Source organism: Methylobacterium phyllostachyos (assembly GCF_900103445.1).
GTDB classification, from domain to species: Bacteria; Pseudomonadota; Alphaproteobacteria; order Rhizobiales; family Beijerinckiaceae; genus Methylobacterium; species Methylobacterium phyllostachyos.
Genome location: NZ_FNHS01000023.1, coordinates 45,336 through 72,072 on the forward strand (window position 1 = coordinate 45,336; position 26,737 = coordinate 72,072).

The 26,737-nt window shown below is 64.3% G+C and carries 29 protein-coding genes and 2 pseudogenes; 16 read left to right on the forward strand and 15 right to left on the reverse strand.

Annotation, left to right across the window (positions count from 1 at the left end):
* The first annotated feature begins 147 nt into the window (after positions 1-147).
* The 11 genes from BLQ49_RS26340 (at position 148) to BLQ49_RS30470 (ending at position 7,531) form a co-directional block, all read left to right on the forward strand.
* Positions 148-444 (forward strand): hypothetical protein, encoded by a 297-nt coding sequence (locus tag BLQ49_RS26340; protein WP_091721906.1) that lies wholly within the window; start codon positions 148-150, stop codon positions 442-444.
* A 132-nt stretch (positions 445-576) separates the two neighbouring features.
* Positions 577-2,061 (forward strand): PAS domain S-box protein, encoded by a 1,485-nt coding sequence (locus BLQ49_RS26345; protein WP_091721909.1) that lies wholly within the window; start codon positions 577-579, stop codon positions 2,059-2,061.
* Between the two features lie 162 nt (positions 2,062-2,223).
* Complete coding sequence (locus BLQ49_RS26350) at positions 2,224-2,406, forward strand: hypothetical protein (protein ID WP_091721912.1); 183 nt, start codon at positions 2,224-2,226, stop codon at positions 2,404-2,406.
* 220 nt (positions 2,407-2,626) lie between these two features.
* Positions 2,627-3,583 (forward strand): PhnA-like protein, encoded by a 957-nt coding sequence (locus BLQ49_RS26355; RefSeq protein ID WP_091721915.1) that lies wholly within the window; start codon positions 2,627-2,629, stop codon positions 3,581-3,583.
* Between the two features lie 2 nt (positions 3,584-3,585).
* Positions 3,586-4,086: a YsnF/AvaK domain-containing protein gene (locus BLQ49_RS26360; protein WP_091721918.1), complete on the forward strand. Its 501-nt coding sequence runs from the start codon at positions 3,586-3,588 to the stop codon at positions 4,084-4,086.
* Entirely contained in the window at positions 4,083-4,991 is a 909-nt protein-coding gene (locus BLQ49_RS26365; RefSeq protein WP_091721921.1) for a YsnF/AvaK domain-containing protein, read from the forward strand. Before BLQ49_RS26360 ends, BLQ49_RS26365 begins: the two co-directional genes overlap by 4 nt.
* A gap of 111 nt (positions 4,992-5,102) precedes the next feature.
* Positions 5,103-5,489 (forward strand): hypothetical protein, encoded by a 387-nt coding sequence (locus BLQ49_RS26370; protein WP_091721924.1) that lies wholly within the window; start codon positions 5,103-5,105, stop codon positions 5,487-5,489.
* 49 nt (positions 5,490-5,538) lie between these two features.
* On the forward strand, positions 5,539-6,234 hold the full coding sequence (locus tag BLQ49_RS26375) for a hypothetical protein (RefSeq protein WP_244507769.1): 696 nt from the start codon (positions 5,539-5,541) through the stop codon (positions 6,232-6,234).
* A gap of 84 nt (positions 6,235-6,318) precedes the next feature.
* Positions 6,319-6,807 (forward strand): YidB family protein, encoded by a 489-nt coding sequence (locus tag BLQ49_RS26380; RefSeq protein ID WP_091721927.1) that lies wholly within the window; start codon positions 6,319-6,321, stop codon positions 6,805-6,807.
* Between the two features lie 311 nt (positions 6,808-7,118).
* Positions 7,119-7,313, forward strand: a complete 195-nt coding sequence (locus BLQ49_RS26385; RefSeq protein ID WP_091721931.1) for a hypothetical protein — start codon at positions 7,119-7,121, stop codon at positions 7,311-7,313.
* Between the two features lie 65 nt (positions 7,314-7,378).
* The gene (locus BLQ49_RS30470; protein WP_244008406.1) at positions 7,379-7,531 is read left to right on the forward strand and encodes a CsbD family protein; all 153 of its coding nucleotides are present in this window, start codon (positions 7,379-7,381) and stop codon (positions 7,529-7,531) included.
* A 183-nt stretch (positions 7,532-7,714) separates the two neighbouring features.
* Here the strand turns inward: BLQ49_RS30470 and BLQ49_RS29905 are convergent, their stop codons facing one another.
* The 3 genes from BLQ49_RS29905 to BLQ49_RS29910 form a co-directional block, all read right to left on the reverse strand.
* Positions 7,715-7,885, reverse strand: a complete 171-nt coding sequence (locus tag BLQ49_RS29905; RefSeq protein ID WP_167627792.1) for a hypothetical protein — start codon at positions 7,883-7,885, stop codon at positions 7,715-7,717.
* A gap of 234 nt (positions 7,886-8,119) precedes the next feature.
* Positions 8,120-8,341: a hypothetical protein gene (locus tag BLQ49_RS29280; protein WP_143012329.1), complete on the reverse strand. Its 222-nt coding sequence runs from the start codon at positions 8,339-8,341 to the stop codon at positions 8,120-8,122.
* 98 nt (positions 8,342-8,439) lie between these two features.
* On the reverse strand, positions 8,440-8,613 hold the full coding sequence (locus tag BLQ49_RS29910) for a hypothetical protein (protein WP_167627793.1): 174 nt from the start codon (positions 8,611-8,613) through the stop codon (positions 8,440-8,442).
* A 65-nt stretch (positions 8,614-8,678) separates the two neighbouring features.
* Here BLQ49_RS29910 and BLQ49_RS26395 point away from each other — a divergent pair, with 65 nt between their 5' ends.
* Complete coding sequence (locus BLQ49_RS26395; RefSeq protein WP_091721937.1) at positions 8,679-9,095, forward strand: hypothetical protein; 417 nt, start codon at positions 8,679-8,681, stop codon at positions 9,093-9,095.
* Positions 9,096-10,113: 1,018 nt separating this feature from the next.
* On the opposite strand, the gene BLQ49_RS29285 is transcribed toward BLQ49_RS26395, so the two are convergent.
* On the reverse strand, positions 10,114-10,473 hold the full coding sequence (locus BLQ49_RS29285; protein WP_143012330.1) for a hypothetical protein: 360 nt from the start codon (positions 10,471-10,473) through the stop codon (positions 10,114-10,116).
* Between the two features lie 80 nt (positions 10,474-10,553).
* The gene (locus BLQ49_RS26410; protein ID WP_091721945.1) at positions 10,554-10,736 is read right to left on the reverse strand and encodes a hypothetical protein; all 183 of its coding nucleotides are present in this window, start codon (positions 10,734-10,736) and stop codon (positions 10,554-10,556) included.
* A 314-nt stretch (positions 10,737-11,050) separates the two neighbouring features.
* On the opposite strand from BLQ49_RS26410, the gene BLQ49_RS26415 reads away from it, so the two are divergent.
* Entirely contained in the window at positions 11,051-11,188 is a 138-nt protein-coding gene (locus tag BLQ49_RS26415) for a hypothetical protein (protein ID WP_244507770.1), read from the forward strand.
* Between the two features lie 309 nt (positions 11,189-11,497).
* On the opposite strand, the gene BLQ49_RS26420 is transcribed toward BLQ49_RS26415, so the two are convergent.
* The 8 genes from BLQ49_RS26420 to BLQ49_RS26465 form a co-directional block, all read right to left on the reverse strand.
* A complete protein-coding gene (locus tag BLQ49_RS26420) occupies positions 11,498-11,956 on the reverse strand; it encodes a Ros/MucR family transcriptional regulator (protein WP_091721950.1) in 459 nt (152 codons plus the stop codon).
* A 353-nt stretch (positions 11,957-12,309) separates the two neighbouring features.
* A complete protein-coding gene (locus BLQ49_RS26425) occupies positions 12,310-13,392 on the reverse strand; it encodes an EAL domain-containing protein (RefSeq protein WP_244507771.1) in 1,083 nt (360 codons plus the stop codon).
* A 193-nt stretch (positions 13,393-13,585) separates the two neighbouring features.
* Positions 13,586-15,034, reverse strand: coding sequence for a GGDEF domain-containing protein (locus BLQ49_RS26430; protein ID WP_167627794.1), 1,449 nt, complete (start codon positions 15,032-15,034; stop codon positions 13,586-13,588).
* 174 nt (positions 15,035-15,208) lie between these two features.
* Positions 15,209-16,339, reverse strand: coding sequence for an HD-GYP domain-containing protein (locus BLQ49_RS26435; protein WP_091721958.1), 1,131 nt, complete (start codon positions 16,337-16,339; stop codon positions 15,209-15,211).
* A 9-nt stretch (positions 16,340-16,348) separates the two neighbouring features.
* Positions 16,349-16,912 (reverse strand): PilZ domain-containing protein, encoded by a 564-nt coding sequence (locus BLQ49_RS26440; protein WP_143012331.1) that lies wholly within the window; start codon positions 16,910-16,912, stop codon positions 16,349-16,351.
* A gap of 126 nt (positions 16,913-17,038) precedes the next feature.
* Positions 17,039-17,398 (reverse strand): hypothetical protein, encoded by a 360-nt coding sequence (locus BLQ49_RS26445; protein WP_091721964.1) that lies wholly within the window; start codon positions 17,396-17,398, stop codon positions 17,039-17,041.
* 337 nt (positions 17,399-17,735) lie between these two features.
* Positions 17,736-18,851 carry an HD domain-containing phosphohydrolase gene (locus BLQ49_RS26455; RefSeq protein ID WP_091721969.1) on the reverse strand — a complete coding sequence of 372 codons (1,116 nt, stop codon included), beginning with the start codon at positions 18,849-18,851 and terminating at the stop codon, positions 17,736-17,738.
* A gap of 359 nt (positions 18,852-19,210) precedes the next feature.
* Positions 19,211-20,902 carry a methyl-accepting chemotaxis protein gene (locus BLQ49_RS26465; protein WP_091721974.1) on the reverse strand — a complete coding sequence of 564 codons (1,692 nt, stop codon included), beginning with the start codon at positions 20,900-20,902 and terminating at the stop codon, positions 19,211-19,213.
* 376 nt (positions 20,903-21,278) lie between these two features.
* Between BLQ49_RS26465 and BLQ49_RS26470 the strand changes: the two are divergent.
* Positions 21,279-21,529: pseudogene (locus BLQ49_RS26470) on the forward strand (response regulator); the annotation flags it as partial.
* Positions 21,530-21,915: 386 nt separating this feature from the next.
* On the opposite strand, the gene BLQ49_RS26475 reads toward BLQ49_RS26470, so the two are convergent.
* Complete coding sequence (locus tag BLQ49_RS26475; RefSeq protein ID WP_091721977.1) at positions 21,916-23,652, reverse strand: molybdopterin-dependent oxidoreductase; 1,737 nt, start codon at positions 23,650-23,652, stop codon at positions 21,916-21,918.
* Positions 23,653-24,253: 601 nt separating this feature from the next.
* Between BLQ49_RS26475 and BLQ49_RS26480 the strand changes: the two genes are divergently transcribed.
* Both BLQ49_RS26480 and BLQ49_RS26485 read left to right on the forward strand, forming a co-directional pair.
* Positions 24,254-25,018, forward strand: coding sequence for a bacteriorhodopsin (locus BLQ49_RS26480; protein ID WP_091721980.1), 765 nt, complete (start codon positions 24,254-24,256; stop codon positions 25,016-25,018).
* Positions 25,018-25,956: a Brp/Blh family beta-carotene 15,15'-dioxygenase gene (locus BLQ49_RS26485; protein WP_091721983.1), complete on the forward strand. Its 939-nt coding sequence runs from the start codon at positions 25,018-25,020 to the stop codon at positions 25,954-25,956. The genes BLQ49_RS26480 and BLQ49_RS26485 overlap by 1 nt, the downstream gene beginning before the upstream one ends.
* Positions 25,957-26,407: 451 nt before the next feature.
* Here BLQ49_RS26485 and BLQ49_RS26490 read toward each other — a convergent pair.
* Positions 26,408-26,737: pseudogene (locus tag BLQ49_RS26490) on the reverse strand (histidine kinase); the annotation flags it as partial.

The window sequence follows — 26,737 nt, forward strand, 5'->3', positions numbered from 1 at the left end:
CCCAATCAGCTCGGTCCAAAATATCGGTCAGGTCACTCCCGCCTCCAAGCGATCGCGTAGGATTTTGGATCTTTCGAGAGCACGCCGTCGCTAACGCTGCGTTAACCACATTGGTTGTGCAGTGCGAGATGTCCAGAGGGACTAGCCATGCGCCACATCCACGTCGTGCCCGGTCTGCGCCTGCGGTTTGCCGGCCGCGACGAGACCTTCGACGAAGGTGTCGAAATCGGTCTCCTCGCGGCTCAACTCGCATCGGGCATAGTCGAGTTCACGATGATGTTGGCCGCCGGTACGCTGGACCAGGCGCGCATGCTGGCGACAAATATGGGCTACCGCCTCCACGTCGCGTCGATGAACGAAGGCGCAGTCGAGGTCATGTTCCTCACCGGAAGCCGCCGGCCCAAACTGCAACTTGTGTGTAATAACCTCCTCGCGCGCTCATAAGCGTAGTTCCTCGGCCTACGATCTGCTCAGCCGGTTTATTCGCGGCGATCGGCCAGATCAAGGACACGCAAACGCGGCAGTCTGAGCTTTTCCTCACATTCGAGCGTTGGCGCTTCGGATGGAGATACGCCGATGGCCGATGCGGCTCATCACACGCAGATGCAGCAGATCGTGGCCGGCCTGTCCGAGGGCGTGATCCTGATCGAGCCGGATCAGACTATCGCCTACGCGAACGATGCCGCCGTGATGATGCATGGGGTTGCAGATGCCGGCGACCTCGGCGCCACCGTGTCCGAGTACCGCGCGAACTTCACGCTGCACTACCGCAATCATCGGGAGATCGGCCCGCTGCAGCATCCCCTCGACCGCGTGCTAGCCGGCGAGGTGTTCCGCGATATCGTCGTCGAGTTGACCCCAACTCGCGATCCGAGACACAGGTGGATGCACCGCATCCGCAGCTTGGTGACGACCGATGCGGATGGCACGCCCAACGGCCTCGCCCTGGTGATGCAGGACGTGAGCGAGCGCTATCAGGCCGAGGCCCGGTTCGAGCGGATGTTCAACGCCAACCCGGCCCCGGCGATCATCTGCCGGATCGCCGATCTGCGCTTCGTGCGGGTCAACCACGGTTTCCTCGACCTCACCGGGTACCATCGCGACGACGTGCTCGGCCGATCGTTCTGCGAGATCGACCTGCTGCGCGAGGCCGAGCGGCGGGAGATGGCGATCCATCGCCTGCACGAGGGCCGCACTATCCCACAGATGGAGGCTCAGCTCGCCACGCCGTGTGGCCGCGGCCGCTACGTGATCGTGGCCGGGCACGCCATCGAGATGCCAGGCCCGGGCGGCATCGAACCGTGCATGCTGTTCACCTTCGCCGACCTGGAGGATCGCCGCAAAGCCGAGATGGCCCTGCGCCACAGCGAGGAGCGCTTCGCCAAGGCGTTCGACCTCTCGCCGGTGCCGAGCGCGTTGATGGACGCGGACGGGTTGAGGATTACCAGCGTCAACCAAGCTTTCGTCACCATCTTCGGGCACGCCCCCGAGACCGCGGGCGGCCAGTCGCTCGCCGACCTTCCGCTCTGGGTCGACCGCGCCGAGCAACGCAAGTTCGCCCGCGACTTGAGGCGGCTTGGCAGCGTCCGAGACTTCGAGGCCGTGCTCCAGGATGCAGCGGGGGCCGAGATCGACTGCCTTGTCTCGGCCGAGCGGGTGAGCATCAACGACGAGGCGTGCGTGCTGTGCGTCCTACAAGACATTACCGCTCGCAAGCGCTCGGAGCGCGAGCTGATCAGCGCCATCGAGGCGGTGATGGCCGACGCGTCGTGGTTCAGCCACGGGGTGATCGACAAGCTGGCGACCCTGCGCCGCCCGCCTCGCTCCGGCCGGCCGTCGCTCGGGGTCGAGAACCTGACGATCCGCGAGCAGGACATGCTCACGCGGATCTGCCAGGGCGCGACAGACCGGGAGATCGGCGCCGAGCTGAAGTTGTCACCCAACACGGTGCGCAATCACGTCTCCGGGCTGTACCGCAAACTCGGGGTCAACCGCCGCAGCGCGGTAGTGGTTTGGGCGCAGGAGCGCGGCATCGGGCCGAACACGCGGCACCGGGGCTGAGAACGACGAAAACCGTGACAGAACTACCAAATCGGTTTGGTACAAATGTACTTTATGTAAATCGTCGGAACTTCCAATAAAACGCCTGATTAAACGGTGGTAGCTCTGCTCACGCGAGCATCTCGAAAGATCATCCCAGCGGGTTGATACGAGGAGATCCGTGTGGCCGAGCGTCGAAAGGTGCTCTCGTCCGACCATGCCCGGGCGCTGATCAAGGAAGCCATCGGCATCATCGAGGGCGACCGTACGATCCAGGTGGAAGCCGCCGCCGAGATCGTCGCGATCGAAGCTGCATACGCGTCGTCGAACCCCGAGCCGAGGCCAAAGCGCTTGACCCGCTCGTGATGCTGGAGCGCGAGCAAGACACACAGGCGGCAACCAGTTCGGTCAGCCCGGCGTCGGGGGGCTGAACCTCTGCAGACCTGCTCGTCACCGTCGTCGGCGCGGTGGTCGGGCTGCAGCTCGACAACACCTTGATCGGCCGCCGGGTGCTGTGAGCCCCAACAAACCCGCTTTCGCCGACTTCGGCCGAAGCTCGAACCACACAGATCTGAAAGTACCGAGCATGGCGTTATCACCCGACACCACCCGCGCGGTCTACGACCGCGACCTGCCAACTACCAGCCTGGCCTCCCCGGCGGAGGACCTGCGCACGATAGCGCTGCACTCCATCTCCTGGGGGGCGGTCTTCGCCGGCGCGGTGATCGCCTTGGTCGCCCAAGTCATCCTCAACATGGTCGGCCTCGGCATCGGGCTCTCGACCGTCGACCCGGCCGGCAACGGCACCCCGACCGCTGGGTCGCTCTCGTCCGGCGCGGGGATCTGGTTCGTAATCTCCGGCATCCTCGCCTCCGCCGCCGGCGGCTGGCTCGCCGGGCGCCTCTCGGGCAAGCCGGCCAACACGATCACCGCCTATCACGGGCTGATTGCTTGGGCGGTCTCGACGCTGGTCGTCGTGTACCTGCTGTCCTCGGCGGTCGGTGGCGTCGTCAGTGGCGCGTCGAGCGCGGTGTCGAGCACGCTGGGTAGCGCCAGCAACCTGATCGGCGGCTCAGTGAAGACCGCCGCACAGGCCGCGGCCCCGTCGCTGCCGGGCATGGACAACCCGTTCTCGAACATCGAGAGCGCGGTCCGCAACGGCACCGGCAACGACCCGGACGCCCTGAAGAACGCCGCCGTCAGCGCGATGCGTGCGGCGGTGACGGGTGACGCCGCCCAGCAGAAGGACGCGCAAGAGAAGGCCGCCCAGGCGCTGGCCAAGGCGCAGAACATCCCGGTCGAGCAGGCTCGGACGCAAGTCGCCCAATACGTACAGCAGTTCAACGACGCGACATCCAAGGCCAAGGATCAGGCCAAGCAGGCAGCCGATACCGCGGCACGGGTCGGGTCGCAGGGCGCGCTCTACGGCGCCCTGGCGCTGATCCTCGGCGCGCTCGCCGCCTTCTTCGCGGGGCGTGGCGCTGCCGTCGACCCGGTGGTGAGCCGCACCGGCGTCACCGCCACGACCCAGCGCCGGGTCTGACCATGAGCGATCCCGCCGCCAGCCAGCCGAAGCTCTCCCGGACGCAAGGTGTAGAGTCGGCGGAGGTCACTGTGGGCGAGGAGGCGGTCCTCCCGCTGATGGAGGAGACCGCTCGCATCGACAAGCAGGCGGTGGAGACCGGGCGAGTGCGGGTCTCGACCCGAACGGAGACCGTCGAACAGGTCCTACGCGAGAGCCTGCGCAGCCAAACGGTCGAGGTCACCCGGGTGCCGATCAACCGGACACTGTCCGAGGGCGAGGTGCCCCCGGTGGTCCATGAGGAGAACGGTGTGACCGTCATCCCCGTCCTCGAAGAGATCCTCGTCGTCGAGAAGCGCCTCGTCCTTAAGGAAGAAGTGCACGTCCGTCGAAGCTCAGCAGATGAGGACGTCGAGGTCCCGGTGACGCTGCGCAAGCAGCGCGCCGTGGTCGAACGCGTGAGCCCGGACGGCCACGCCAGCGAACAGATCGATCCCCTTTCAGCCCAGGAGACAACACCATGACACAGACGATCACCGCGCTGTTCGACCGCCCGGCAGAGGCACAGGCCGCGCAGGCCAAGCTTGTCGCCGCCGGCATCCCGCAATCGGCGATCAAGCTCGTGCAAGGTGCGCAGACGGCGCGCGCGAGCGGCTCATATGACTACCACAAGGACGAGGGCGGCTTCTGGGGCTCGCTGAAGGACTTCTTCATGCCCGAGGAGGATCGCTACGCCTACAGCGAGGGCCTGAGCCGCGGTGGCACGCTGCTGACCGCGAGCGTCGAGCCGGCGCAGACCGAGACGGCCTACGATATCCTGGAGCAGCACGGCTCGGTCGACCTCGACCAGCGCGAGAGCACGTGGCGCAAGGAAGGCTGGAGCGGGTACTCGGCGACGGGCGGCACGACGACGGCCAGCTCGACCACGGGCACGACAGCAACCGGAACGGCGGCTACAGGCGCCGCGGCCCTGAAGGGTGCCGGCACGACCACGGGCGAGACCGACTACATCCCGATCGTTGAGGAGCGGCTCAACGTCGGCAAGCGCGTGGCCGAGAGCGGCCGGGTGCGAGTTCGCTCCTTCGTCGTCGAGAAGCCGGTCGAGGAGCAGGTCACCCTGCGCGACGAGACCGTGCACGTCGACCGGCGCGCGGTCGACCGGCCGGTGACGGCGGCCGACGAGGCCTTGTTCGCGAGCAAGACCATCGAGGCGACCGAGATGCGTGAGCAGGCGGTGGTGTCGAAGGAGGCCCGCGTGGTCGAGGAGGTCGGTATCCGCAAGGACGCGGGTCAGCGCACCGAGACCATCACCGACAAGGTGCGGCATACGGAGGTCGAGGTCGAGGACGAGCGCGGCAACGTCAGCCGCACCGGCACGGCCGGCACCGCGACGGCCGGGACTACGCTGGGCACGCGCAAGCCGGTCTGAGCCACCTGGATGCGCGGCCCGGAGCCTCGATGCGCCGGGCTGCGCACACTGCCGAGATCCGAGTTCGGATCGGCCCGTCCCTCCACCGCAAACAGACAAACAGGCCTGGCCATGTCCCTGAACCGCTCGATCCTGCTCCTGTTGCCGTTGCTCGGGGCCGCGCCCGCATCGGCGCAGACGACCGTCACCGGGCAGCCTGCGACGGGTGGTGCCTCCAGCGCAACCTCCGGCGGGCAGAACGCCGTGACGCGGCCGAACACCGATCACGCCCACGACGACAGGCCAGCGGCCACCGGGACAGGGACGAACGTCAAGCTGGAGCGGGGCGCCAACAGCTTCACCGAGGGTGAAGTCCGCCGGCGCTTGGAGAAGGCCGGCTACCACGAGGTCAAGGATCTGAAGAAGGACGGCGACGGCATCTGGCACGCCAGCGCGATGGTGGACGGCAAAGCTGCCAGCATCGGCCTCGACTTCAAGGGGAACGTCGCGGTCCAGTAGCCGGTCCCCACGCTCGATCTGTCCCACCCGAATATCTTGGAGTCATCCCATGCCAGCACAGACCCTCTCGGCTCTGTACGACCGCTACGACGACGCTGCGGCGGCTGTGACGAAGTTGGAGGCGGCTGGCGTGCCGCACTCCGATATCAGCCTCGTCAGCAACAAGGCGGAGACCGGCAATGCCGGAAGGGGCGACACGGCAGACCATGCCGCCACCGGGGCGGGGACCGGCGCGACGCTCGGCACGATCCTGGGCGGTGGCGCGGGCCTCCTTGCCGGCCTCGGGCTAATGGCCATCCCGGGCGTCGGTCCGGTCGTGGCCGCCGGTTGGCTCGTGGCGACGCTGACCGGTGCGGGCATCGGTGCAGCAGCGGGCGGTTTGACCGGCTCGCTGACCGGCGCCGGTGTGAGTGAGACCGACGCGCATGCTTACGCTGAAGGCGTGCGCCGCGGTGGCTCGCTGCTGACCGTGAGGGCGGATGAAGCTCACGCCGGCGTGGCCACGCGCATCCTGGAGGAGCACGGTGCCGTCGATCTCGACGCGCGCGCCCAGGGTTGGGAGAGCGAGGGCTGGAGCAGCAAGACTGCCGACGGGACCCCAAGGGACACATCGACCTTGATCGGCTCGGACGCGACTGCAGGCTCGGTCGTGCGCGAGAACGATGCGGTGAGCGCTCCCATGGCCGGTACGGATACGCCGATGTCGGGTGCCCGCAGGGTGCGTGTCTACAACCACCCAGTCTGATCCTCGGCATCCATCCTTGGGTCCGGCCTCATCGTCGACCCATACGATCATCCCGGCTTTAGGGCCGCTCCCGGAGCACCACTCATGGGCCTACTCGACAGCATCATCGGCAGCGTGGTCGGCGGTAACGCCGGTCAGCAACAGGGCGGCAGCGCTAACCCCCTCGTCGGCGTCCTGATGAGCCTTCTGGCAGCGCGGGCCGGAGGCGGCGGCCTCGGCGGCATGTTGGGTAACGCGGGCGGCGGCATGGCTGGCGCCGGTCAGGGCGGTCTCGGCGGTCTGCTCGGTGGTGCAGGCGCAGCCGGCGGTCTCGGTGCCCTGATCGAGCAATTCACCCAGGCCGGCCACGGTGGGGCGATCAATTCATGGATCGGAAACGGCCAAAATCAGCCGATCGCGCCGCACGATCTTGGCGCCGCGCTCGGTCCGGAGACGGTGGGCCAGCTCTCGCAGCAGACCGGCATGGGCAGTTCCGACCTCCTGTCGCAGCTCTCGCAATTGCTGCCTGGCGTAATCAATCAGCTCACCCCGCAAGGTCGGATGCCGACCGAGCAAGAGCACGCGCACTGGTAAGGTTCTTCGCGGCCGATCAACGGGACCGATTACGAGATAACCCTACGTCAGTTGCAGCAGGCCATATGCTCCGCGGTGCTCGACAGCCTGTCGGGGCAGGCCAACCATGTCACATGGCGACTTACTTTTCCGGCTCTCACGGGAGCTTCCCTCGGCGGTGAACCGCTACGCCGCTGATGGCAGGTTGCCCGTCCACTGACGCGGTGAGCCTGAGGACACGCCGCACGCCGGTTGAGGACGACCTCGCCCGGACGCGCCGGTCGATACGACCGCAACGAGCACCGTGACGGTGCCGAACGAGGAATACAGCCATGGCCCAGAACGCACACCACGAGGCGGCCAAGCATCACGAGGCAGCCGCCAAGTCGCACAAGACGGCCGCCGAGCACCACGAGAAGGGCGACGCCAAGACGGCCGGCAAGCACGCCGAAGAGGCCCACGGTCATTCGGCGAAGGCGCACGAGAGCTCGACCAAGGCTCACGGCAAGAGCACCGGCAAGCACTGATCGGCTCTGCGTAAACCAGCCGGGCCCGGCGTATGTGGGCCCGGCTGCCAATCATGAGGGACACCATGGACGAGAACCGCATCACCGGCGCCGCGAAGGAACTCGGCGGCAAGGTTCAGGGTAAGGTTGGCGACGCGATTGGCGACCGTGAGACCCAGGGCAAGGGCAGGGTGGATTTGCGCAGGTCCACTTTTGTGCGTGAGTTGGCAGAAGACTGATCAACGGCCGCTTTCGGGAAGCGCCAACGGCGTCTTTAGCGGCCGGGTTGGGTCGCTAGCCGTAGGACCGCTTAGGGTGGTTTCCTGCCCGTCCGCTTCTGGACAGCGGTCGCATCAAGCAGACCTAGCCGTGGGGACCGCTCACGACCCTATCCGCACCGACCTTACCTGTAGCCGCTCGGCTTACTCCTGCCACGCATCCCACTCGTCCTGAACCGCCTCAATGCGGGTATGCAGGTGGCCAGCGTCGATAGCGGTTTCCATCAGCATGTCCTGGGCGGCGGCGAGTTGCTGGCGCAATTCGGCATTCTCGGTCGCCAGGACGAGGAGAAGGGCAGCCAGGTCATCGCTCATCCAGACTCCACGTCGCCGCAAGGCCGCGCGTCCAGCTGGGCTCAGGCTCGGCCGCAATCGCGTCCGATCAGCGCGACTGCGCCGGCGATGCCGCACCGAGGTCGAGGGGTATCCGGCCCCGGTGCTGCTCTTCCGGCGCGCGGTCGGAGCCAATCGCTGAGGGTATGGTGGTGCGGTATGGTTAGCCGATCTTGTATGAACCCCGCGCGACCAAGTCCACGTCGCGGCTTACAATCACATGCGGGAACGACGCATGTGGTGACGTCGATGGCGGTTCATGTGCCGCATACCCATCATGCCCCGCTGGCCGCCCATGCGCTTCTCTGATGGGCTCTTCACGCTGCCGGGATTGTTCATGTTGCTCTGAGCGCTGCCGCCGCCAGTGGACATCTGAGCGAACGCCGCTCCGGTAATTGCGAACGATAGTGCTGCAGCGAGGGCAAAAGTCTTCATCATGGCGTTTTCCTCCAGACGGATCAGCTCGATCAGTCGAGGGACAAACACCACCGTGCCTGATATTGTTCAGGCTATAACCTTGAGAATAGTGATGGGCCCTACCGACGTCGCAGCCTCAGAGTCAGGATCAGCGCACTGGGCCAGAACATGAGGCTGAGCAAGGCGATCGGAACGATGGGTCGCCCTTTCCACCAGACGATGACGACTCGCAGGAACAGGACCGGGATGGCCGCTGCCAGAAAGGCCCAGAACTGAAGGTCGGATAGATCCATGTGAGATCCGTAGCAGCCTTCTGCCGCTACGCTTTCTTCACGCCCGGTGGCACAGTGCGTCCACCATGCCGATCCGGCCCGAGCACCGCTTCTTCTACCCGATCGACTGGGCGCAGCTCTCGGCCGTGATCCGGTTCGGCCGGGCTAAGGGCTTCGGGCGGCCGCACGGGCAAAAGATGGTCTACCACCTCGGCGATGGCCGCTGGTGGGATGCGCAAGCCGGCCGGTGGCGCGATGGGTGGGGCAGGCGGATCCGGATCGCTGCGGAAGCTGACATCCTGAAACGGGCCCGCCGGACGCGGGTCGTCCTGGCGGCGGCCCATCGAGATCACGACACCTCGAACAACGCGGATGCCAACCTCGCGGCCTTCCGCCAGCGCTGCCACATGATCCATGATCGGCCCGAGCATCAGCGGCGGCGCTGGCGCACGCTGTTCCGGCGGAAGGCGCTCGGGGATCTGTTCGGTGGCCCCTACGTTTAGACGAGGCTGAGAACACGGAGCCGTTCAACCCTAGGCAAGGAACGGGTTCACGGAAGCGCGATTGCCTTGTTGCCGCATGGTGGACTCCTACGTCCGACCGGCGGTCAACAGGGAGATACGCCAATGAAAACAGTACTTGCCATCGCCACCGTCTTCATCCTCGCCGGCCCAGCATTCGCTGCGGAAGGCGGTTCAAGCCGCTCTGGCACATCGAACAGCACGGGTGCGAGTGATGCCGGATCAGGCTCCTCACCTGGTGCATCGGGAAGCGGTCCCTCAACCGGCGGAATGAGCCGTTCGGGCACGATGAACAGCACGGGCGCCAACGATGCGGGATCCGGATCAAAGCCGGGTGGCACCAGCGGCACCCCTGGAAACCGCTGATTGCATCGCCGGCGTAACGAGGCGTTAGCCGCTCTCGTTCAGCTTCAATCTCAGCGACCGGGCCTAGCCCGATTGCCTTCAGAGCAGCGCGCCGGCTCCAAAGACAGGACCCTTAGTGCGCGGCGTCGTCGGCACAGTCGCAGCTGAGGCCCGCCCTATTCCCCCGAGGGGCGGGCCTCAGGCCTTCGTTTCCTGCGCCTGCCGGACAAAGAAAAGGCCACCCCCGAAGGAGCGGCCTGAAGTCAAGGGAGGAAACGCCCTTGGGAGGGCAACGAAAACGCGACGCCATCGCGATCTCGCACTGCAAACCTAGGCCACCGCACCGCGGCAGACAACCGACTGAATGTTGTAGACACGCACTTTAGTGGGCTGTGGGGTTGTAGAGGTGCAGTTCCGCATCGTGCCGCAACACGTAGGCCATGGGCCGGTGCCCTGCGGTGTCCAGATCCCCCGCGGCACACGACCCTCACGCGACTGCCCGGCCTAGGCTTCACGGACGGGACGCGGGGAACTGGCCCGTGATCACCTGTCATCACGTGCTTGCCCGCCGCAGGCTTTACGGTGTCGCGAACACCTCGGGCGTGCTGACGGGAAGAAGCGGTGCTGTAGCAAGCTCGTGAGAGGCTGTCGCTGGTTAGGCTCCGCGGCGTTGCGCCTTCAGCTGCTGCAGGGTGCGCTGGCTCTCGCGCTCGAACTGCGCTGGGGTGATCTCTCCAGCATCAACACGGCGCGCCAGCTGCTTGCGGTACTCCAGCGCTTCCTCTTCCTGCGCGCTCAGCGGCACGCTGGCCCGCGCAGCCGTCTGGGTGCGTTCAGCCCATTCCGTGTAGCTGATGCGATGGGCATCGCGATCCGCTCTGAGGCGGGCGACATCTTCCTGGAGAAGCGCGGCGCCCCGAAGGCCTAAAACAGCTTGCTGCGGCCCTGGGGTACTTGTTTGGCAAGCCACCAGGCCAACCGTGCTGAGCAGGATCGCGGCGATGTGTCGGTTCATGAGCAGCCCCTCGTTCAGGGCGAGCTAAGCTGGTCCATGCCGATGAAGCGAGGGCGGATTGGCCACAGTTGGCCATTCCGTCATGAGCGAAAGAAACGATGGAACTGGTCGGGCGTGTATTGCGCTCCTCGACGGTCGGCGATCATCACGTCGAGATAGCCGCGTCGCATCATCTCCGTGGCCTTAGCCAAGGCATGGATGACGGTATCACAACCGATCAGCGCCATGCCCCGATTTGCTACGCCAGTGACGGTGAAGGCCATCTAACCTCTTTTTGGATGTTAAAGAACAATTCCGCCAACTCTGTGTGGTGAAAATATCGGAGCCATCGAGATCGGCCGAAGAAATTTCAGCAGCCATAGGCTATGCCGAGAGATATTTTGTAGAAACTACATTTGACAGCTTCCACGCGCTTCGTCGTGTTCGTCATACCGCTTGGACGCCGACCGTCACCGCATGGCTCGCTATGAGCCAGCTTGATGGCATCAAGGTTGTTTGATCCTTCCTCTGTGGCTACAGCCACGCTATGCCCGAAAAGCTGAACGACCTCCTTGAACGCCTCAAGACGCAGCAACGCATGCTCATCCTCGCGATGGCCGAGCATAGCGGTCTTCCGGCCGGGAGCATGCTGCGCCAGGTCGCCGAGTTGGAGAACGTGATCGCGGCTGTTGAGGCGGTGGCGGCCGAGGAAGCGGACCGAGCGAGGCGGGCTTGATATCTGCCTAGACCGATACCTCGGCAGTGTCACAGCAAGCGACTGCAGCGTGCAGCAAAGGGCGGTATTCGACGGCTACGGTACGGTCGCGACTACGGTAGGAGCAGAGGGGATCACATCACACGAACTGAGAGTGCAGGTAGGGTTATCGCGACTGCACCGGCGAGGCCGCACCTGGGCGTTGCGAGACGGTATCCCGGCGCTGCTCTGCCGGCGCGCGGCCGGAGCCGATCGCTGAGGGTATGGTGGCGCGGGGTGGTTAATGGATCTCGTACAACGGCTTGGAGTCGCCGACATCCAGCTACGAGATCAAGCCGCCCGACGGTTCTTCTTCGGTGCGTCCTCAGCCATTGCACCTGGCTGACCCAGCCCAATCGCCTTCGCGAGCGCCGAGCGCTGGGCAGCATAGCTCGGGGCAACCATCGGGTAATCGGGCGACAGACCGTACTGGAGCCGGTAGCGCTCCGGCGTCAGCCCGTGCGCGGTGAGGTGGCGTTTCAGGGTCTTATAGGACCGTCCGTCGAGGAAGCTGACGATCCCATCGTCTCGGATCGATTTGTGGATTTGGGCTGTGCTCGGCTTCTCGATATCGAACTCGGACACCGGCACTGAGCCGCCCGGCTTCAGCGTATCGAGGGCCGCGTGGATGCTTTTAATCAGCTTCGGAAGCTCGACTGCGGGGACTGAATTCTTCGTGACGTAGGCAGAGACAATTTCGCCGGTAAGCTCGGCCAAATTCAAGCCTGGATTGTGAAAATCCTCGGTCATCAAGGCATTCTTTCGGATAGTTTATGCCCCCCGTAAAAATGATTTTCCATACGAGACGTCACAAGTAAATGCGGCTTCCAACCGCATAGATTGGTGAAATTGTCGCATCTTGTGGAATTAATACTTTTTTGGAGACGGGAAGCATGATCGGGGGCCAAATGGCTCGCGGTGGCATGACGTCAGCCCGAATTGGGCGCACAGGGCATGGCACAAGCCCTGATCAAAAAGGCAGCAAGAGAAGGCTGCCCGAGCGTCCCTGTCAGCCGCTGATACGATGTAACGGGAGAGTACGGGGGTCAGGGGTCAGCTGCTGATCGGGAATGGCGTTGCCTAAACCGTTGTGACGCTCTGGTTTATGCGGCGACGGCGTCGCAGCGAAAACGTTGCGAGGGATCCGCCAGTGCCCGTTCCATCTCCTGCCGAAACCCCTCGGCTCCATCGTGCCAGCCGGCCGGATCAGTCTCGTACAGTGCCATGACCTCATGAAAGCGCTTGTGCGCGCACCCGAACGCGGTGTCGTGCAGGCCGTGCCTGTCGAAGAACACTCCGATGCTGCAGGCATGCGGATCCTTCGATGCTTCCTTCCAAGCCACCGGTAGAGGCTGACCCATCAGGGTCCGACACGCCTCCACCACGCGCAGGTGGCCTGCATAGGCACCCAGCATCGACGTCGGCGTTCGGTCCATCTCCATACCCACCGTCGGCCATGCCGCTATCCATGGTGCGACAGCCTCGCCAGGCATCGGCCGTGCGATCCCGTAGCCTTGCCCGAGATCGACCCCGAGCACGCGCAAGGCGTCGCGGATCTCGACCGTCTCCACGCCCTCGACGATCAGTCGCTTGCCGATGCTGTGAGCTAGGCTCTGCAGGCTGAGCACGAAGTGCAGGTCCCGGGGCTTCTGTCGGAGCCCGCGCGCAAACGACTGGTCGAGCTTCATGATGTCGACGGGCAGGTCACGCAGATTGATTAGGGACGAGTAGGCGCTGCCGATATCGTCGAGTGCGATGCGGATGCCGAGCGCACGGATGGCCTGCAGGCGCTCCGACATTCGAGCATAATCCGGGGTTGCGTGGCCCTCCAACAGCTCCAGCACCATTGCGCCGTGCGGACTGAAGGCGTGCTGATCGAGTACGTCGCGCAGAAGATCGACGAACCCATCCGCGAGCACCAGCGGCACCTCGACGTTGACGCTGACGTAGGGACCTGGACCATCACCCGCCAAACTCTGCCGCAGCGAGACCGCTTGCCCGAGCATCGTGCGAAACAGTTCGGCGAGGGCGTCCTGTGGCAGGCTGGACAGGAAGTCCGCCGGCGGAAGGAGCTGGTCGCCGCGCATGAGTCGGGCGAGCGCCTCGTAGCCGACGATCTCGCCTGTGCGCAGATCCTCGATGGGTTGGAAGGCGGCTCTTATGTCGAGGCTTAATTGATGCAGCACGGATGTGCTGCGGGAAGCAGCCGCGCGTGGCCTACGAGCCCGAGCGTGGTGCACGGTCATAGTGATCCTATCGGGTCTGGATCGGGAGGTGCTTAGCCACGACGTAGGGTTGCAACCTGATCCATATTACATTGCGCAACCGTTAACGACTGCGACAGCCCTGAGCCGAAGGGTCCGCAATGTATTTGGGCGCTCAAATCACAAGGCGCAGATCTGTCTCGTTCGGTTCGGCAGCACGAACCTGGTTCCGACCCGCGCCTTTGCCCACGTACAGCGCCCCATCTGCCTCCGCGACGAGTGCAGCGGCGTTGGGCGCTAAGACCTCAGGAACGCTGGCTACGCCACAACTCACCGTGAGAACTGTATGCGGTCCAGATGCGTGGGGCATCCCCCAACCCATTACCGCCGCTCGGATCCGCTCGGCCACGACGATCGCACCCGCGGTGTCGACCTCAGGCAGGATCACCGCAAACTCTTCGCCGCCGATGCGACAAGCCGTGTCGCTCGCGCGGTTGGCCGCTGCTCGGATCGAGCCAGCGATCAGTCGGAGCGCTTCGTCGCCGCGCTGATGACCATAGGTGTCGTTGAAGCCCTTGAAGCAATCCGCATCGATCAAAACCAATGCCACCGGCCGCTGGCCCCGCACTGCACGGTCCCATTCCTGCGCGAGCGCCTCATCGAAGCGCCGCCGGTTGCCGAGGCCGGTTAGGGCATCGGTGGTCGCCTGTGCTGCGAGGCTGGCGTTGGCTGCGACCAGCTTCGCCTCGGTCTGCTCACGGTGACATAGCTCTCGGCGCAACAGCCAAGTGAGGCCAGCGGTGACGCCGCAGAGGCTGAGCAGCACGAGGCCCAGGCTCAGCGCCTGCCGTTGCCATTCGGCATAGACGGCGGACGGTGAAACCGCGATGCTGAGGGTGAGCGGTTCCAGCCCAAGGCGCGCGAAGGTGAACCGGCGTTCGTCCTCACCCAGCATCGCCGGACCGACGAAGCTGCCTTCGCGCATCGCGATCATGCGGCGGTAGCTCGTGGCATCGGCCACGCTGGCGCCGATCACGCTCTGCTCAAACGGCTCGCGCATCAAGACGACGCCCTGAGGTCCGAAGAGCGTGACGGTCCCAGCATGCTCGGCACCGACTGAGGCGAACAGGCTGCGCAGGTAGTCGATCTTGATGCCGCCGACCACGACACCAGCAAACGAACCGTCGGAGTTCGACAAGCGGCGGGAGAGCATGATCATCTGCTGACCACTCACCCGCGAGACAGCGGGCGGGCTGATGTGCAGATCATCGTCATCTGGATGGGCGGTGAAGTGATGAAAATATTCGGTATCAGACCGGTCCAGCCCCTTCGGTACCGATGGGCTTGATCCGGAGACGATGGTGCCGCTCGCGTCGAGAAGCAACTGGAAGGCGAAGCCAGGCGCGGATGCAGCACGGTCGAACAGGATCATCCGGCGAAGCTCGGGTGTAGCTTCCAAGACACCGGGACGTCCGATATTTTCTACAACGGCCTGTAGTGACAGATCATAGAGTTCGATGTTGCGCGCGATATCGCGGCCGAGCACCTGTACGAGGCTGTTTGCTGTTAACTGGCTGCGGCGCTCCGCATCTGTACGCATCTGCAAGAGCAGAAGGGCGGCCACGCAGATCAAGCCGGTGACGGTTAGGAAGTTGGCAAGGGCCAGCCATCGGGCCAGGGATGGCCTGGACCATGAGCCATCGATGTGCCCTCGGGGGCTAGCTACAACGTGCGCCACCTCAAGCCTGCGCGGTTTGAACATCCCGGCGCAGTCAGCCGCAAATCAATTACGAAGCCCTTAGCGCGATGTAGACACTTCTTGGTCTTGGCAAGGAGGTACCTGCTGAGGGCGTGGGATAAGTGTTTGACTGTGCGCCATCTTCCGTGGAGACGGATCGAATACCGCGGCTATGGGCCGGAACGCGCGCACGAGATCGTCGTCTAGGCGACCGGTCATCCCATTGAGAATGGCGTAGGCTTTTTCACCGGCCATCGGCGCTCGGTAGGGCCGACGCTCGATCAGAGCGCCGTAGACGTCGCAGACTGTCACCAAGCGGACGAGGTCGGGGATCTCCCAACCGGTGAGCCCATCCGGGTATCCGGTACCGTCGAGCATTTCGTGGTGCGAGCGCACGACCGTCAGCATCACCGCCTCGAACCCCTGGCCCACGAGCATGGCGTGGCCACGCACGGGGTGCGTGCGCATCACCGCCATCTCCGCCTCGGTGAGCTTGCCCGGTTTGTTCAGGATCTGCGTCGGGACATGGATCTTCCCGACATCGTGCAGCAGGGCGGCTTTCGTCAGACGATGTCGGTCCGCCGCCCGCAGCCCGAGAACGCCCGAGAACGCAGCCGCCAGGGCTGCAACGAGTAGGCAGTGTTGGTGCGTGGCATCGTCGAACTGCTGGACGGCTCGGACCCAATCGTAGATGCCGCTCTCGCCGACGGCACGCGCCACGAGATCAGTGCCGGTGTCGGCTATAGCGGGCGTGATCGGCGCGCCGGACAAGAGAACCTGCTTCAGGAAATGCCGAGCCTCGGTTGCTTGTTTCCACACGCTGGCCGGGGTCGGCTGGATCTGCACGTGCATGCGCCCGAGGGCGTCGAGTAGTTGCTGCGTGCCGGCCGTGCTGCTGAGCGTGGCGCTCGCACCCAAGATCTGGGCCTGCGCCTCGGCGCGAGCGACGTTGCCGTGCACGAGGAACAGGTACGGGATCTCTCCGCCGCGCATCGCCGCCAAGACGCGGCGTAGGCGAATGAGGGCGTCGGACGTGAGCGCTTCGATGTCGCTGACGATCAGATCGAATTGCGGGGGCGGCAGCTTGTCCTCGTAGAGTTCGTGCACGTGGCAGGGGCCTCGCGCATCGAGATTGCGTGCGAGGCGTTGGCCGCGCTGAACATCATCAGTGATCAGCAGAAGTGCGCCCATCGTTGTTCCTCAGAGGATGACGCGTTCGTTGAAGGTGAGCGGGCCGAACGGCAGGCGGAACGCCACGCCGACACCCTCAGGGGTATGACGGACTACCGTCGCATAGCGCTTGCCCACCGTTACGATCGTACCGACTTGTGGTCGCTCATCTAGGAGTAGAGCGGCTCCAGTCATGGACAGGTCTGCAACAATCGCTTCGGTCACACGGGCACCCAGCAGATGGACTTGAACCTTGCGGTGGACCGGGACGATGCGGGCGGCCTTGCGCTGGTCATCCCGGTCGTCGGCGCTGCGCAGCCACGCCAGCCGCGCCTCGATCCGGGACCGGCGTTCGGGATTGGCTATAATCTGAAGCACGAAGCGGTCGACCTGCTGGTATTGCACGACGCCGTCGATCATGCCGATGTCGTCGAGATAACAGGTGACGCGCTCACCTACTTCGGGCAGCGCTCCCTCCGTGGCGGGATGCAACTCGATGAAGTTGGTAGCCGACACGGCGGCGAGACATTGAACGTCTCGACTGCCCAGCCAACAATACCTGCCCTTAGCTGCAATGCTGCCTTGTTCCCGCACGGAAGTTTCTCCCGCCTTCGCGCTTAAATAAAAATAGCAACAGATTGGTTTATAACCCGACTATACATCAGCGATCGTCCTATCACTTCACTACAACATCGAGGATTTGTCTTTGGAACGTCAGCTTCAGGCAGGAGAAGCGGGTTCAAACGAGCGGACGAGCTTGCTGGCGTTCAGCCTTCCACTCGCGGCCCGCTGAATAAACAGGTCGATATGAGCCAGTCCGTTACGTACCTCGACGCACAGTTTCGCGTTGATGGCGTCGATCCGAGCATCGCCGCTCGGCGCCCGTGTCTCCAAATCGGCGTTGATTGCGAGTAGCTCGGCCCGCTGACGCCGCAGTTTCATAAGGATCGCGTCGAGCTGTGCCGATGGGAGGGTCGGCGCACGCCCTTCGGCTAACAACTCCGCAGCAGCTGCGTCGAAGCTGGCGAGGGTGGATGTCTCGTAGCGTTTGAGCCGCAGGGGAATGATCGTTCCCATCATGATCCCTGGGTCTTAGAACCTTCATTCTTGGATCGGTACTGTCGCAGCCCCTGTTTCAGCGTCCGCTTTAGCATCGCAGCCGCGTCCGTCGCCCAGCCGAGCTGCTGGTGGGGTACCATCCGGCGATCAAAAGCAGCGTCGATCCGGGCGCAGCTAACCTCGTATGGTTCCGGCCCCACCTCGACCGCGGCGCGGAGTAGATCCTCAAGCGCACCGTCGAGGCTAGCCCGAACGACGGCCTGGTCTCTCACGTTGTGCACGACTTCATCCGTGATCATCGGAAGTTCGCCCATGGCTGTTTCAGATCCGAGCGCGTCTCGAATGGAATGATGACCGGCTATTCGACTTCCTCGGCCACCTCGCGGCGCAACTCCGGTACGCGCGCCCACGGTTCGGTGGTCCGAGCCATCGCTTCGAGGCGCGTCCCGACCGCCGTCTCACGGACCGCTAAGACCACGTCCCAGGCTGACGCGAAGGCTTCGACACAGGCAGGATCGAAATGGCGACCACTGTCGGCCTGGATACAGCTCAGCGCCTCGTCGAACGCCATCGCCGCCTTGTACGGTCGCACCGTCGTCAGGGCGTCGAACACGTCCGCCACCGCCACGATCCGAGCTGAGAGTGGGATTGCCTCACCGCTAAGGCCGTGTGGGTAGCCGCTGCCATCCCACTTCTCGTGGTGGGCCTCGGCGATCTCAGCGGCCAGGCAGATCAGCTCCGAACCGCTGCCGGCGAGGATCCGCTGTCCGACTACAGGATGCGTGCGGATCACCGCGAACTCTGCCTCGTCGAGGCGCCCCTTCTTCAGCAGGATCCCGTCGGGGACGGCGACCTTGCCGACGTCGTGCAGCGGCGCGGCGAGGTACAGACGCTGGCAGAACTCTTGAGGCAGCCCCATCGCTTCAGCGATGATCTGGCTGTAGCGCGCCACGCGCCAAGTGTGGTCACCCGTGTCGTTGTCGCGGTACTCGACCGCCAACGCCAGCCGGAAAATGACCTCCGCTTCTCGCTCGCGCAGGCGACGCGTCGCCTGCTCGATCTCGCCGGCCAGCGCCGCCGCCTGCTCGTCGAGGTGCCGCACCGCCTTCGCCAGTCGGACGAGGTTGCGCACCCGCACGTTCAGCTCGATCTCTTTCGCTTGCTTGTCGAGGAAGTCGGTGGCACCCGCCTCTAGCGCGCTGAGCCTGACCGTATCGCACACGTCGCTGGTGATCATGGCGACCGGCACCTGCGCATAGTGCGGTATGGCGCGGATCTCGCGGATGAAAGCGATCCCGTCCAGCTCGGGCATGTGCTGGTCGACCAGCACGAGGTCGAAAGCGCAGGTCCGTGCCTCGACCAACGCCGCGAGTGGGTCGCTGCAGGCGGTGACGAGGATGCCGCGTTCGGTCTCCAGCAGTCGTCGAAGGCGCAGCAACATCGCCTTGCTGTCGTCGACGAGAAGGACGTCCATGAGAGCACCCCGTCAGGCTCGTGGGATGGTGACGCGGCCGGACCGGACGACGTATTCAGGATGGATAGGTTTCTACGAGGCTGCCGAGCCGCGAGAAGGTGTCGGCTAGGCGGTGCAAGCTGCTGTGCAGCGTCTTGATCTCCGGTGCTGAGCTGCCGGACGCGACAGCCACACGGTCGATCTCCTGCTCCAAGTCCCGGCTCAGCTGCCGTGGCGAGCCTCCAAGCGCTCGGATCTGAGGCCACCGCGGCCCGAGATCCGCGTTGGCTGCGAGGACCTGTTCTAGGACTATCGCGAGCCTCTCGGCGCCTGCTTGGTCAAAGCGCTGCGACAGTAGGTGAACCTCGGCCATGACGACCTCACGCTACGCGCACGGTGGCGAGGAAGCGGCCGACCTCGGCGGCGAGGTGCTCGGACTGGCGCGACAGCTCCGAGGCCGCGTCCAGCACCTGGCTCGCCGCTGCCCCGGTCTCCTCGGCCGCGCCCGCGACGCCCGCGATGTTGTGTGTCACCTCGCCTGTGCCCATCGCCGCCTGGCTGACGTTGCGCACGATCTCCTGGGTGGCCGCCCCCTGCTCCTCGACGCCGGCGGCGATCGAGGTCGCCACGCTGCTGATCTCACGGATCCGCCCGGTGATGCCCGCGATCGCCGTGACCGCTTGGCCGGTCGAGGCCTGGACCTGAGCGATCTGCCCGGAGATCTCGTGCGTGGCTTTCGCGGTCTGCTCGGCCAAGGCCTTCACCTCGGAGGCGACCACCGCAAACCCCTTGCCGGCGGCCCCAGCCCGGGCCGCCTCGATCGTCGCGTTCAGCGCCAGTAGGTTGGTCTGTGAGGCGATGGTCGAGATCAGCCCGACCACGTCACCGATGCGGGAGACGGCGCCGCTCAGCTCTTGCACCAGAACGCCGGCCTGATCGGCCTCGCTCACCGCCAAATGCGCGAGGCTCGCCGATCCATCCACCTGCCGGCCGATCTCCTGCACCGACGACCCGAGCTGCTCGGCGGCCGCCGCCACGGTGTTGACGTTGCTGGCGGCTTCCTCGGCCGCGGCGGCCACCGCGCCGGACTGGGCGGAGGTCTCCCCGGCCATCGCCGACATCGAGCCGGCCGTGGCCTGCAGCTCGGTCGCGGCCGCCGAGACCAGGCCGATGATGCCGCCGACCGCCTGCTCGAAGCCATCCGCCATCTGGCGCATGCCGGCCTTGCGCTGCTCCTCGGCGGCCAGACGGGCTTGGGCGGTCTCCGCCTCCAGCGCCCGGGTGCGGATCAGGTTGTCCTTGAACACCTGCACCGCGACCGCCATCGCACCGATCTCGTCCCGGCGCTGGCGATACGGTACCGTCGCTCCCGCATCGCCACCGGCGAGCACACCCATCGCCTGCGTCATGGTCTGGATCGGACGGGATACGCGCAGCAGACCGAAGACGGCGGCGGCGCACGCGGCGGTGAGGGCCAGAGCAACGGCGATGTAGGCGGCCAGTGCGGCGGTCTCGGCTTCGGACGCGGCCGCATCGGCATCCCGGCGGGCCCCTCCCTGGTTCAGGGCGACGTCACGCGCGAGATCGGCCCGAGCTTCGTCGTAGAGGTTCGCGGTCTCGGGGGCGGTCATCTGCTTGAGGGCGAAGGGCTGTTGCCCGGTCTCCATCAGACGACGCATCTCGGCATCGGCCTGCTCGAAGCGTCTCCATGCGGATGAGAACGCATCGTAGAGCGCACGCTCGTCCGTCGAGGCGATCATCGGCTCGTAGGCTTTGCGCGCTTGCGCGAGCTTGTCGTGGGTCGCGGCGAGTTTGGCCTCGTTCTCGGCCAGGTGAGCCGGCGTATCCGACAGGGTGAGCAGGCGCAGCTGCTTGATCCGAACCTCGGACGCAGTCGCCCGGATCTCGTTCACGGCGACGACCGATGGCAGCCAGTTCGATGCGACCTCGGTGACGGAGTGGCGGATCCCCGCGAGCTTGAAGATCGAGAGTGCGCCCTGCCCGGCCGCAATGAGCGCGAGCAGGCCGAAGGCGCCGGAGAGCGCGACCTTGAGTGACAGGTGCAGGCGCATCGTTCCGCTTCTCGTTGGGAATTTAAACAGCTCTCGTCCGGCAAAGTTAGGCCGAACCGCATATGTTTATTGGTTTGATTCGTTAATTGATCATTTATATCAGCGTAAATAGAGCAGATTTAACTTCGCTGAGGTCGTTTTAGCCACCAAATCACGTCAAAAGACTGTTTTTACGCGACGGATTTTAGGCCATAACTCCTAATTGCGCCCTTACTACAGAAGTTGGCTTCGATCTCCCGTGATCGATAATTCCATCATTTGATGGATTAGCGTCGTGTCGCTCAGTCTGGATCACGTGGTTAGCAGCGGCGCTACGCTCTTCCATGCCTGTAGGGCCGCAACCCTCCGGTCATGACGTGGAGGCACAGGGTGGTGCGCCGACCGCTTCGACGTCGTGTTCTCGGACGTGATGATGCCCGGTCTGAGCGGCATCGAGCTGGGACAGGAGATCCGCCGTCTCCACTTCGATCTGCCCGTGGTCTTGACCTCGGGCTACAGTCATGTCTGGCGCAGAACGGCACCTATGGGTTCGAACTCCTGCACAAGCCGTATTTGGTCGAGCAGCTCTCGCAGGTCCTGCGCAAGGCGGCATCATGGCAGCGGCGCAAGCGTCTGATAGGTCGGTAGTTGGAAGAAAGGCTTCGAGTGTTCGCTTCGAAGGCATTCCGGACGTTCATCGCACGACGGTCGAACTTCCGCTTCCCACCCAACGCAGCCCGTCAAGCTGGTACGTTTTGGGTATGCGATTGGGAACCAGCGCTTTCGGTTCGCTATGGGTGCGCCTTTAGCAGACCGCAATTCGCGGCTGATTGCGACTCGACACAGACGTACCGATGGCCCATTGGCGCTTCCTGAAAGCAGCCATTCTTCGGCCGTTCGGCAACTTCGGCTCGGGGTGGTGAGCGGTCATTGGCTGGACCATCAGATGATCCTTTTAACGGCTAACTGCTCCCCGTAGGTCGGCGAAGCGAGCGCTCAGGCATCCCATTTGACTTCCAGGGAATAGCCTGGTGTCAGATCGGCATCCGATAGCCGTAGAACTCGTGGTCCTCGTTGTAACCGCCCTGCCCAGCGCCAAGATCGGCGAAGTCGTGGACGAATTCGATCGCGGTGATCCATTTCACCATCTTGAAGCCCAGCTCGTTCTCGCAGCGCAGGCGCAGCGGCGCACCGTGCAGCACGCTGACCGGAGCACCGTTCATCTCGTAGGCCAGGATGGTCAGCGCGTGATGCATGTTGTGCATCCGGTGCGCGTCGTAGTAACGCCCCCCTTCGCCACCCTCGGCGAACGAGTAGAACACGGCATAACGGGCCTCGGCACTGGGCTGCACGAGATCAAGGATGTGCTGCATCGGCACGCCGCCCCACTTGGCGACACCCGACCATCCCTGGATGCAGAAATGCGTGGTGATCTGCTCCTGCTTCGGCATCGCCCTGAGGTCCGCGAGCGAGAACTCCTGTGGTCGATCGACTAGCCCGTCCACCCGCAACCGATAATCCGTAAAATTGCCGGCGACCTGAGCGTCGAACTCGGCGGAGGCGGGCATGGTGCCGTTCGGCCAGAAATAAGGCGATATGTCCGCCTCGGTGAGTTCGGACCGTGGGTCCCACCACTCGGCCAGGCCCTTAATCCAGCCGATCATGAACTTACCGACGTGCTGCACCTGCCGCGCGTAGCGGATCGTTACCGGCGAGGCAGCCGCCCAAGCCCCGGCAACCACCGACATCGCCAGCATGAAAGGCAGGAAGCCCGACCACGAGGCGTTCTGCACGCCGGCGAACATGTGGTTGGTGTTCTCGCGCAGGCTGGTGACGAACACCATGACGCCGTGCGCCAGGATGAACAGCACGAACCACGAGAAGGACAGGAAGTGAATGGACCGCGCCACCTGCCGGTTCAGCACCCGCCCGGTCCAGCCGAGGCGGTTGGAGATCGCCGGGCTCTGCAGCAGGCCGGTGGCGATGGAGACCGGGGCTGCGATGAACACCGTAGCGAAGTAGGCCAGTTGCTGTAGGGCGTTGTAGCGGGTCCAGCCCTGGTCCACGGGAAAGTCGAGCGACCCGTATTGGATCGCCGTCGAGATCGCGCTTGGGAACACGTCCCAGGTCAGTGGAACCAGGCGACGCCACTGGTCGGTAGCGAACAGCATCACGTAGAAGACGACGCCATTCACCGTCCAGAGCATGTTGGTGGAGAAATGCCACCAGCGAGCCAACCCGATGGAGTGGCGCAACCCTGGAATGCCGAGCCACTTCGGCAGCGTCACGGAGTCGTCTTTGGCGGTCCAGATCCGCCCGGTCGGCACCGGGCGCTGGAAGCGGAACCAGTCCGTGCCTGGCGTGCAATCTCGTTTCCAGTATAGCCGGGGGTGGTCTGCCAGGATTTGGATGCCGGCGCGGATGATGAACATCATGAACAGCATGTTCAGGAAATGCTGTAGCCGCAGCCACCAGGGAAAGCCGGAGTTCACCGAAGGCGCACTCTGCGCGATGCCGGGATGGCGTACGATGAACGCCTTCACGTCCGGATACTCACGCAGGCTCTGTGCAAGGGCGACCACGAGGACGAGAGCCGCGAAGCCGAGTGGCAAGGCCCACAAAGTGCTGACCCAGCGCCGTCCGACGCGGATGCGAGGCACGATGCCTTGCTGTGGCGGCAGCCAATGGCTCAACAGGATGCGATCATCTGCACCACTCAGCTTCGCCGCGAGCGGATCATGGATCGGCACGACATTGGGTGTATCCGTCATCGGCCTGATCCTGTGTGATGCTGGCGCGCCCGCCATGCTCTGCGCTGTGTGTCTGGTCCTCGGTTGGCAATCGGCAGGCTGACAGGATGGTGAGGCATCCAGCAGACCCATCTCGAACTGAAGTCGATGAAGCTGAATGGGTTGCGTAGCCGGTAACAGACCAGGATCACGCTTCCATCCTAGGCCCAGTCCTGCTGCGCGTCCCGATAATATGTTGCCATCGAGTCAACGAGGGTCTGCCTCGGGTCGTAAGCGGCCAGCCACCCGGTGCAAAAATCAAGAGTTTTGCACTTGATAGCCAGCCTCCTCAAAACAGCCGCTTAGCTGGTGCGAACGTCTGGTGCCAATTGGGTATGCAGCTAGGGACCGACGGAAGTCTGCTTGCAACCACCCCAGATCATTCACCGCTTCGTGACCCAAAGACTAGATCGTCAATGCGTTTCATCACGTCAGCATTATGTTTTTTAAAAGCAGTTTCTCTGATGAAAGCGCAACAGATCGTTATGTCTTCGAATTTCATGTCATTTGATGCGTATTTATTTTCCAAAGCGTTTATTGGCCAGCGGCGCGCATAGCGCGGAAAATACGCCCGGGTGACACGATGAATTCCAACTATATTTTATGGGCAACCACCATAATCATGTTGGCAGGCGGGCTTTTAATCCTGGCGACCGGCAAGCGTCGGACCTCCCCCGAGGGCTTGCACACTGCCCTTCACGGTATCGTCCCGATCATCGCGGCCTGTTCCTACCTCGCCATGGCAACGGGACAAGGTCTGATCCTTCTGCCGACGACCGAAGCCGCCGCGGCCGGAGCAGTGACGCCCACGCGGATTTTCTACTACGCGCGCTACATCGACTGGACCTTCACGACACCCCTGCTGCTGCTTTCGCTCGGGCTCACCGCCATGCGCCACGTTCCCAAGCGTCATGGTGCCATCGTGGGGGCCATCCTCGCGGATGTGATGATGATCGTCACCGCCTTCGCATTCGGAGCCTCCGAACTGGGCTGGACGAAATGGACATGGTTCATCGTCTCGTGCGTGGCGTTCCTGGGCGTCTACTACGCCATCTGGATGCCGCAGCTGGAAGCTAACGCCGCCGAGCGGGACGACATTCAGTACACCTACCGCCGGAACGCCTCCATCCTGTCGGTCGTGTGGCTCGGCTACCCGGTGATCCTGGCAGTGGCCCCGGACGGGCTCAACATCGTCAGCGATGCGGCCTCGGTGCTGGGCATCGCGATCCTCGATGTCATCGCTAAGGTCGTCTACGGTTATATGTCGACGGTGTCCGACACGAAGGCGACCGACAGGGATCTGGCCGAGGACCATCCCGGCGTCGTGCCGGTCCGACGGGCGGCCTGATGCCGCCCCCGGGCGGGAGTCTGCGCATCCTCCCGGCCGGGGCGACGGTGCCGTCGCTGTTCGCGGCGTCCCTCCTCACCGCGAGCTTGCTCCTGCCCTGGCAAGGCCAATGGTTGTGTGCCGCCGCCGTCATCATCGTGCTCGGCGTGCCGCACGGGGCACTCGACGTTGAGATCGGCCGCACCCTCCTGCGCCATCGGGTGGGCTGGGTGTGGTTTCCCCTGTTCGCAACCCCCTATCTCATGCTCGTAGCCGCCGTGCTTGGGGCGTGGCGGCTGGCACCGGAGCCGATCCTAGCCGCCTTCCTGGCCGTGTCCGTCTGGCACTTCGGCACAGAGGAATCGGAGGGGGCCCACGAATTATCGGTCCTGGCCTTGGGCGGCCTCCCGGTGGCGCTACCCGTAGTGGTCCAACCCGTCGCGACGGCGCGGGTGCTATCGGCGATCTCTGGCGTCCCTCTGGCGGAGGCGCCGGCTTGGCTGCTGTGGCCAAGCTTGGCGTGGGTGCCGCTCGCGGTTCTCTGGGCCTGCCGCACGCTGATGTGGGGGCCGCGCCGTGCCCTGCTCCTGCCGCTCCTGCAGTGCGTCGGTTTCGTGGCACTGCCGCCGCTGACGGCGTTCGCGCTATACTTCGTGAGCGTACATGCCCCGTCCCACACGGCCGCGCTCATCCGGCACCCGACACGCGCGCCGCGGGTGCACAACACAGTCTCTGCCTGGCGCCTTTCCACACCGACCACGATCCTGACCGTGCTGATTGGGGCGGCGCTCTTGCCCTTTGGCGCGGGGGAGCCGGCAGTGCGGCTGGTGGGCATGACGCTGCAACTACTTGCGGCGCTGACGCTGCCCCACGTGCTGTTGGAGGTCTGGTTGACGGGTCATGAGCGGACACAGGCACTCACGACACAGCCAAGACCAGTCCCCTGTGCCGCTCGTTGAGAGGTAAACTGTCCCTGACGATACTGACGGAGCCGTTAGCTGATTTAGGGCTTAAAGCAATCTACTTTCCCCAGCCATAGCCGATGCTTCTCATGGTACGATTTGGGTATGCGTCCGAGAACTGGAGCGGCCGGTCCGCTATGGATGAGCCTTTAGCGAACCGTTCTACACAACCGCTTCCGACCCTTCTCTGAAGTTCAGAAGGTCCGCTTGCGGGGAGCCTGATCCAGTTCTCTGACCAATCCTGGCCAGAGGCGACGAGAGGCGGTTTGTATCCACGAGGCGACGCGGTTCTGCAGATCGACCTGACCGCATACGATCGGAAGCCCTTCCACATCGTCGATATTCCCCCAGCCGCACGGGCTCCTGCGTGCCCTCGATGTGCACACTCTGGTGGATCGTCCAAAAGAACGGGATCAGTGCTGAGCCTTCCGAGGTCTCCCAGCGTGCGTCAACTGGCCTGCTGCAACAGCAGGTCAGTCGGCATCGATATCAGCACGCGCAGGCCTTCGGCTTCCCAGTGATAGGCGATCTTGCCGCCGAGTTGGCCGCCGACGCTACGCTGGACCAGGGTTGCACCGAACCCAGCATATTCCGGCGGTTGCGCGATCGGCGGCCCCCCTCGCTCGCACCAGATCAGGCCGATGCTCTTGGCGTAGCGGCGACAGCTCAGACTGACGGTGCCTGTATCACTGGACAGAGCTCCGTACTTGACCGCGTTCGTCGCAAGTTCGTGGATGATCAGCGCGAGGCTCGTCACCGCCGTGTCGCGGATTGGAAT

Bases quoted from the DNA above. Each gene is read 5' to 3' on its own strand.
- BLQ49_RS26480 (WP_091721980.1), top strand. From the start codon at position 24,254: ATGAATTCCAACTATATTTTATGGGCAACCACCATAATCATGTTGGCA.
- BLQ49_RS26370 (WP_091721924.1), top strand. From the start codon at position 5,103: ATGTCCCTGAACCGCTCGATCCTGCTCCTGTTGCCGTTGCTCGGGGCC.
- BLQ49_RS26395 (WP_091721937.1), top strand. From the start codon at position 8,679: ATGCCGATCCGGCCCGAGCACCGCTTCTTCTACCCGATCGACTGGGCG.
- BLQ49_RS26385 (WP_091721931.1), top strand. From the start codon at position 7,119: ATGGCCCAGAACGCACACCACGAGGCGGCCAAGCATCACGAGGCAGCC.
- BLQ49_RS30470 (WP_244008406.1), top strand. From the start codon at position 7,379: ATGGACGAGAACCGCATCACCGGCGCCGCGAAGGAACTCGGCGGCAAG.
- BLQ49_RS26410 (WP_091721945.1), bottom strand. From the start codon at position 10,736: ATGGCCTTCACCGTCACTGGCGTAGCAAATCGGGGCATGGCGCTGATC.
- BLQ49_RS26380 (WP_091721927.1), top strand. From the start codon at position 6,319: ATGGGCCTACTCGACAGCATCATCGGCAGCGTGGTCGGCGGTAACGCC.
- BLQ49_RS26340 (WP_091721906.1), top strand. From the start codon at position 148: ATGCGCCACATCCACGTCGTGCCCGGTCTGCGCCTGCGGTTTGCCGGC.
- BLQ49_RS29910 (WP_167627793.1), bottom strand. From the start codon at position 8,613: ATGGATCTATCCGACCTTCAGTTCTGGGCCTTTCTGGCAGCGGCCATC.
- BLQ49_RS26415 (WP_244507770.1), top strand. From the start codon at position 11,051: ATGCTCATCCTCGCGATGGCCGAGCATAGCGGTCTTCCGGCCGGGAGC.
- BLQ49_RS26475 (WP_091721977.1), bottom strand. From the start codon at position 23,652: ATGACGGATACACCCAATGTCGTGCCGATCCATGATCCGCTCGCGGCG.
- BLQ49_RS26435 (WP_091721958.1), bottom strand. From the start codon at position 16,339: ATGGGCGCACTTCTGCTGATCACTGATGATGTTCAGCGCGGCCAACGC.
- BLQ49_RS26485 (WP_091721983.1), top strand. From the start codon at position 25,018: ATGCCGCCCCCGGGCGGGAGTCTGCGCATCCTCCCGGCCGGGGCGACG.
- BLQ49_RS26375 (WP_244507769.1), top strand. From the start codon at position 5,539: ATGCCAGCACAGACCCTCTCGGCTCTGTACGACCGCTACGACGACGCT.
- BLQ49_RS26445 (WP_091721964.1), bottom strand. From the start codon at position 17,398: ATGATGGGAACGATCATTCCCCTGCGGCTCAAACGCTACGAGACATCC.
- BLQ49_RS29905 (WP_167627792.1), bottom strand. From the start codon at position 7,885: ATGAGCGATGACCTGGCTGCCCTTCTCCTCGTCCTGGCGACCGAGAAT.
- BLQ49_RS29285 (WP_143012330.1), bottom strand. From the start codon at position 10,473: ATGAACCGACACATCGCCGCGATCCTGCTCAGCACGGTTGGCCTGGTG.
- BLQ49_RS26355 (WP_091721915.1), top strand. From the start codon at position 2,627: ATGGCGTTATCACCCGACACCACCCGCGCGGTCTACGACCGCGACCTG.
- BLQ49_RS26365 (WP_091721921.1), top strand. From the start codon at position 4,083: ATGACACAGACGATCACCGCGCTGTTCGACCGCCCGGCAGAGGCACAG.
- BLQ49_RS26345 (WP_091721909.1), top strand. From the start codon at position 577: ATGGCCGATGCGGCTCATCACACGCAGATGCAGCAGATCGTGGCCGGC.
- BLQ49_RS29280 (WP_143012329.1), bottom strand. From the start codon at position 8,341: ATGATGAAGACTTTTGCCCTCGCTGCAGCACTATCGTTCGCAATTACC.
- BLQ49_RS26360 (WP_091721918.1), top strand. From the start codon at position 3,586: ATGAGCGATCCCGCCGCCAGCCAGCCGAAGCTCTCCCGGACGCAAGGT.
- BLQ49_RS26455 (WP_091721969.1), bottom strand. From the start codon at position 18,851: ATGGACGTCCTTCTCGTCGACGACAGCAAGGCGATGTTGCTGCGCCTT.
- BLQ49_RS26420 (WP_091721950.1), bottom strand. From the start codon at position 11,956: ATGACCGAGGATTTTCACAATCCAGGCTTGAATTTGGCCGAGCTTACC.
- BLQ49_RS26465 (WP_091721974.1), bottom strand. From the start codon at position 20,902: ATGCGCCTGCACCTGTCACTCAAGGTCGCGCTCTCCGGCGCCTTCGGC.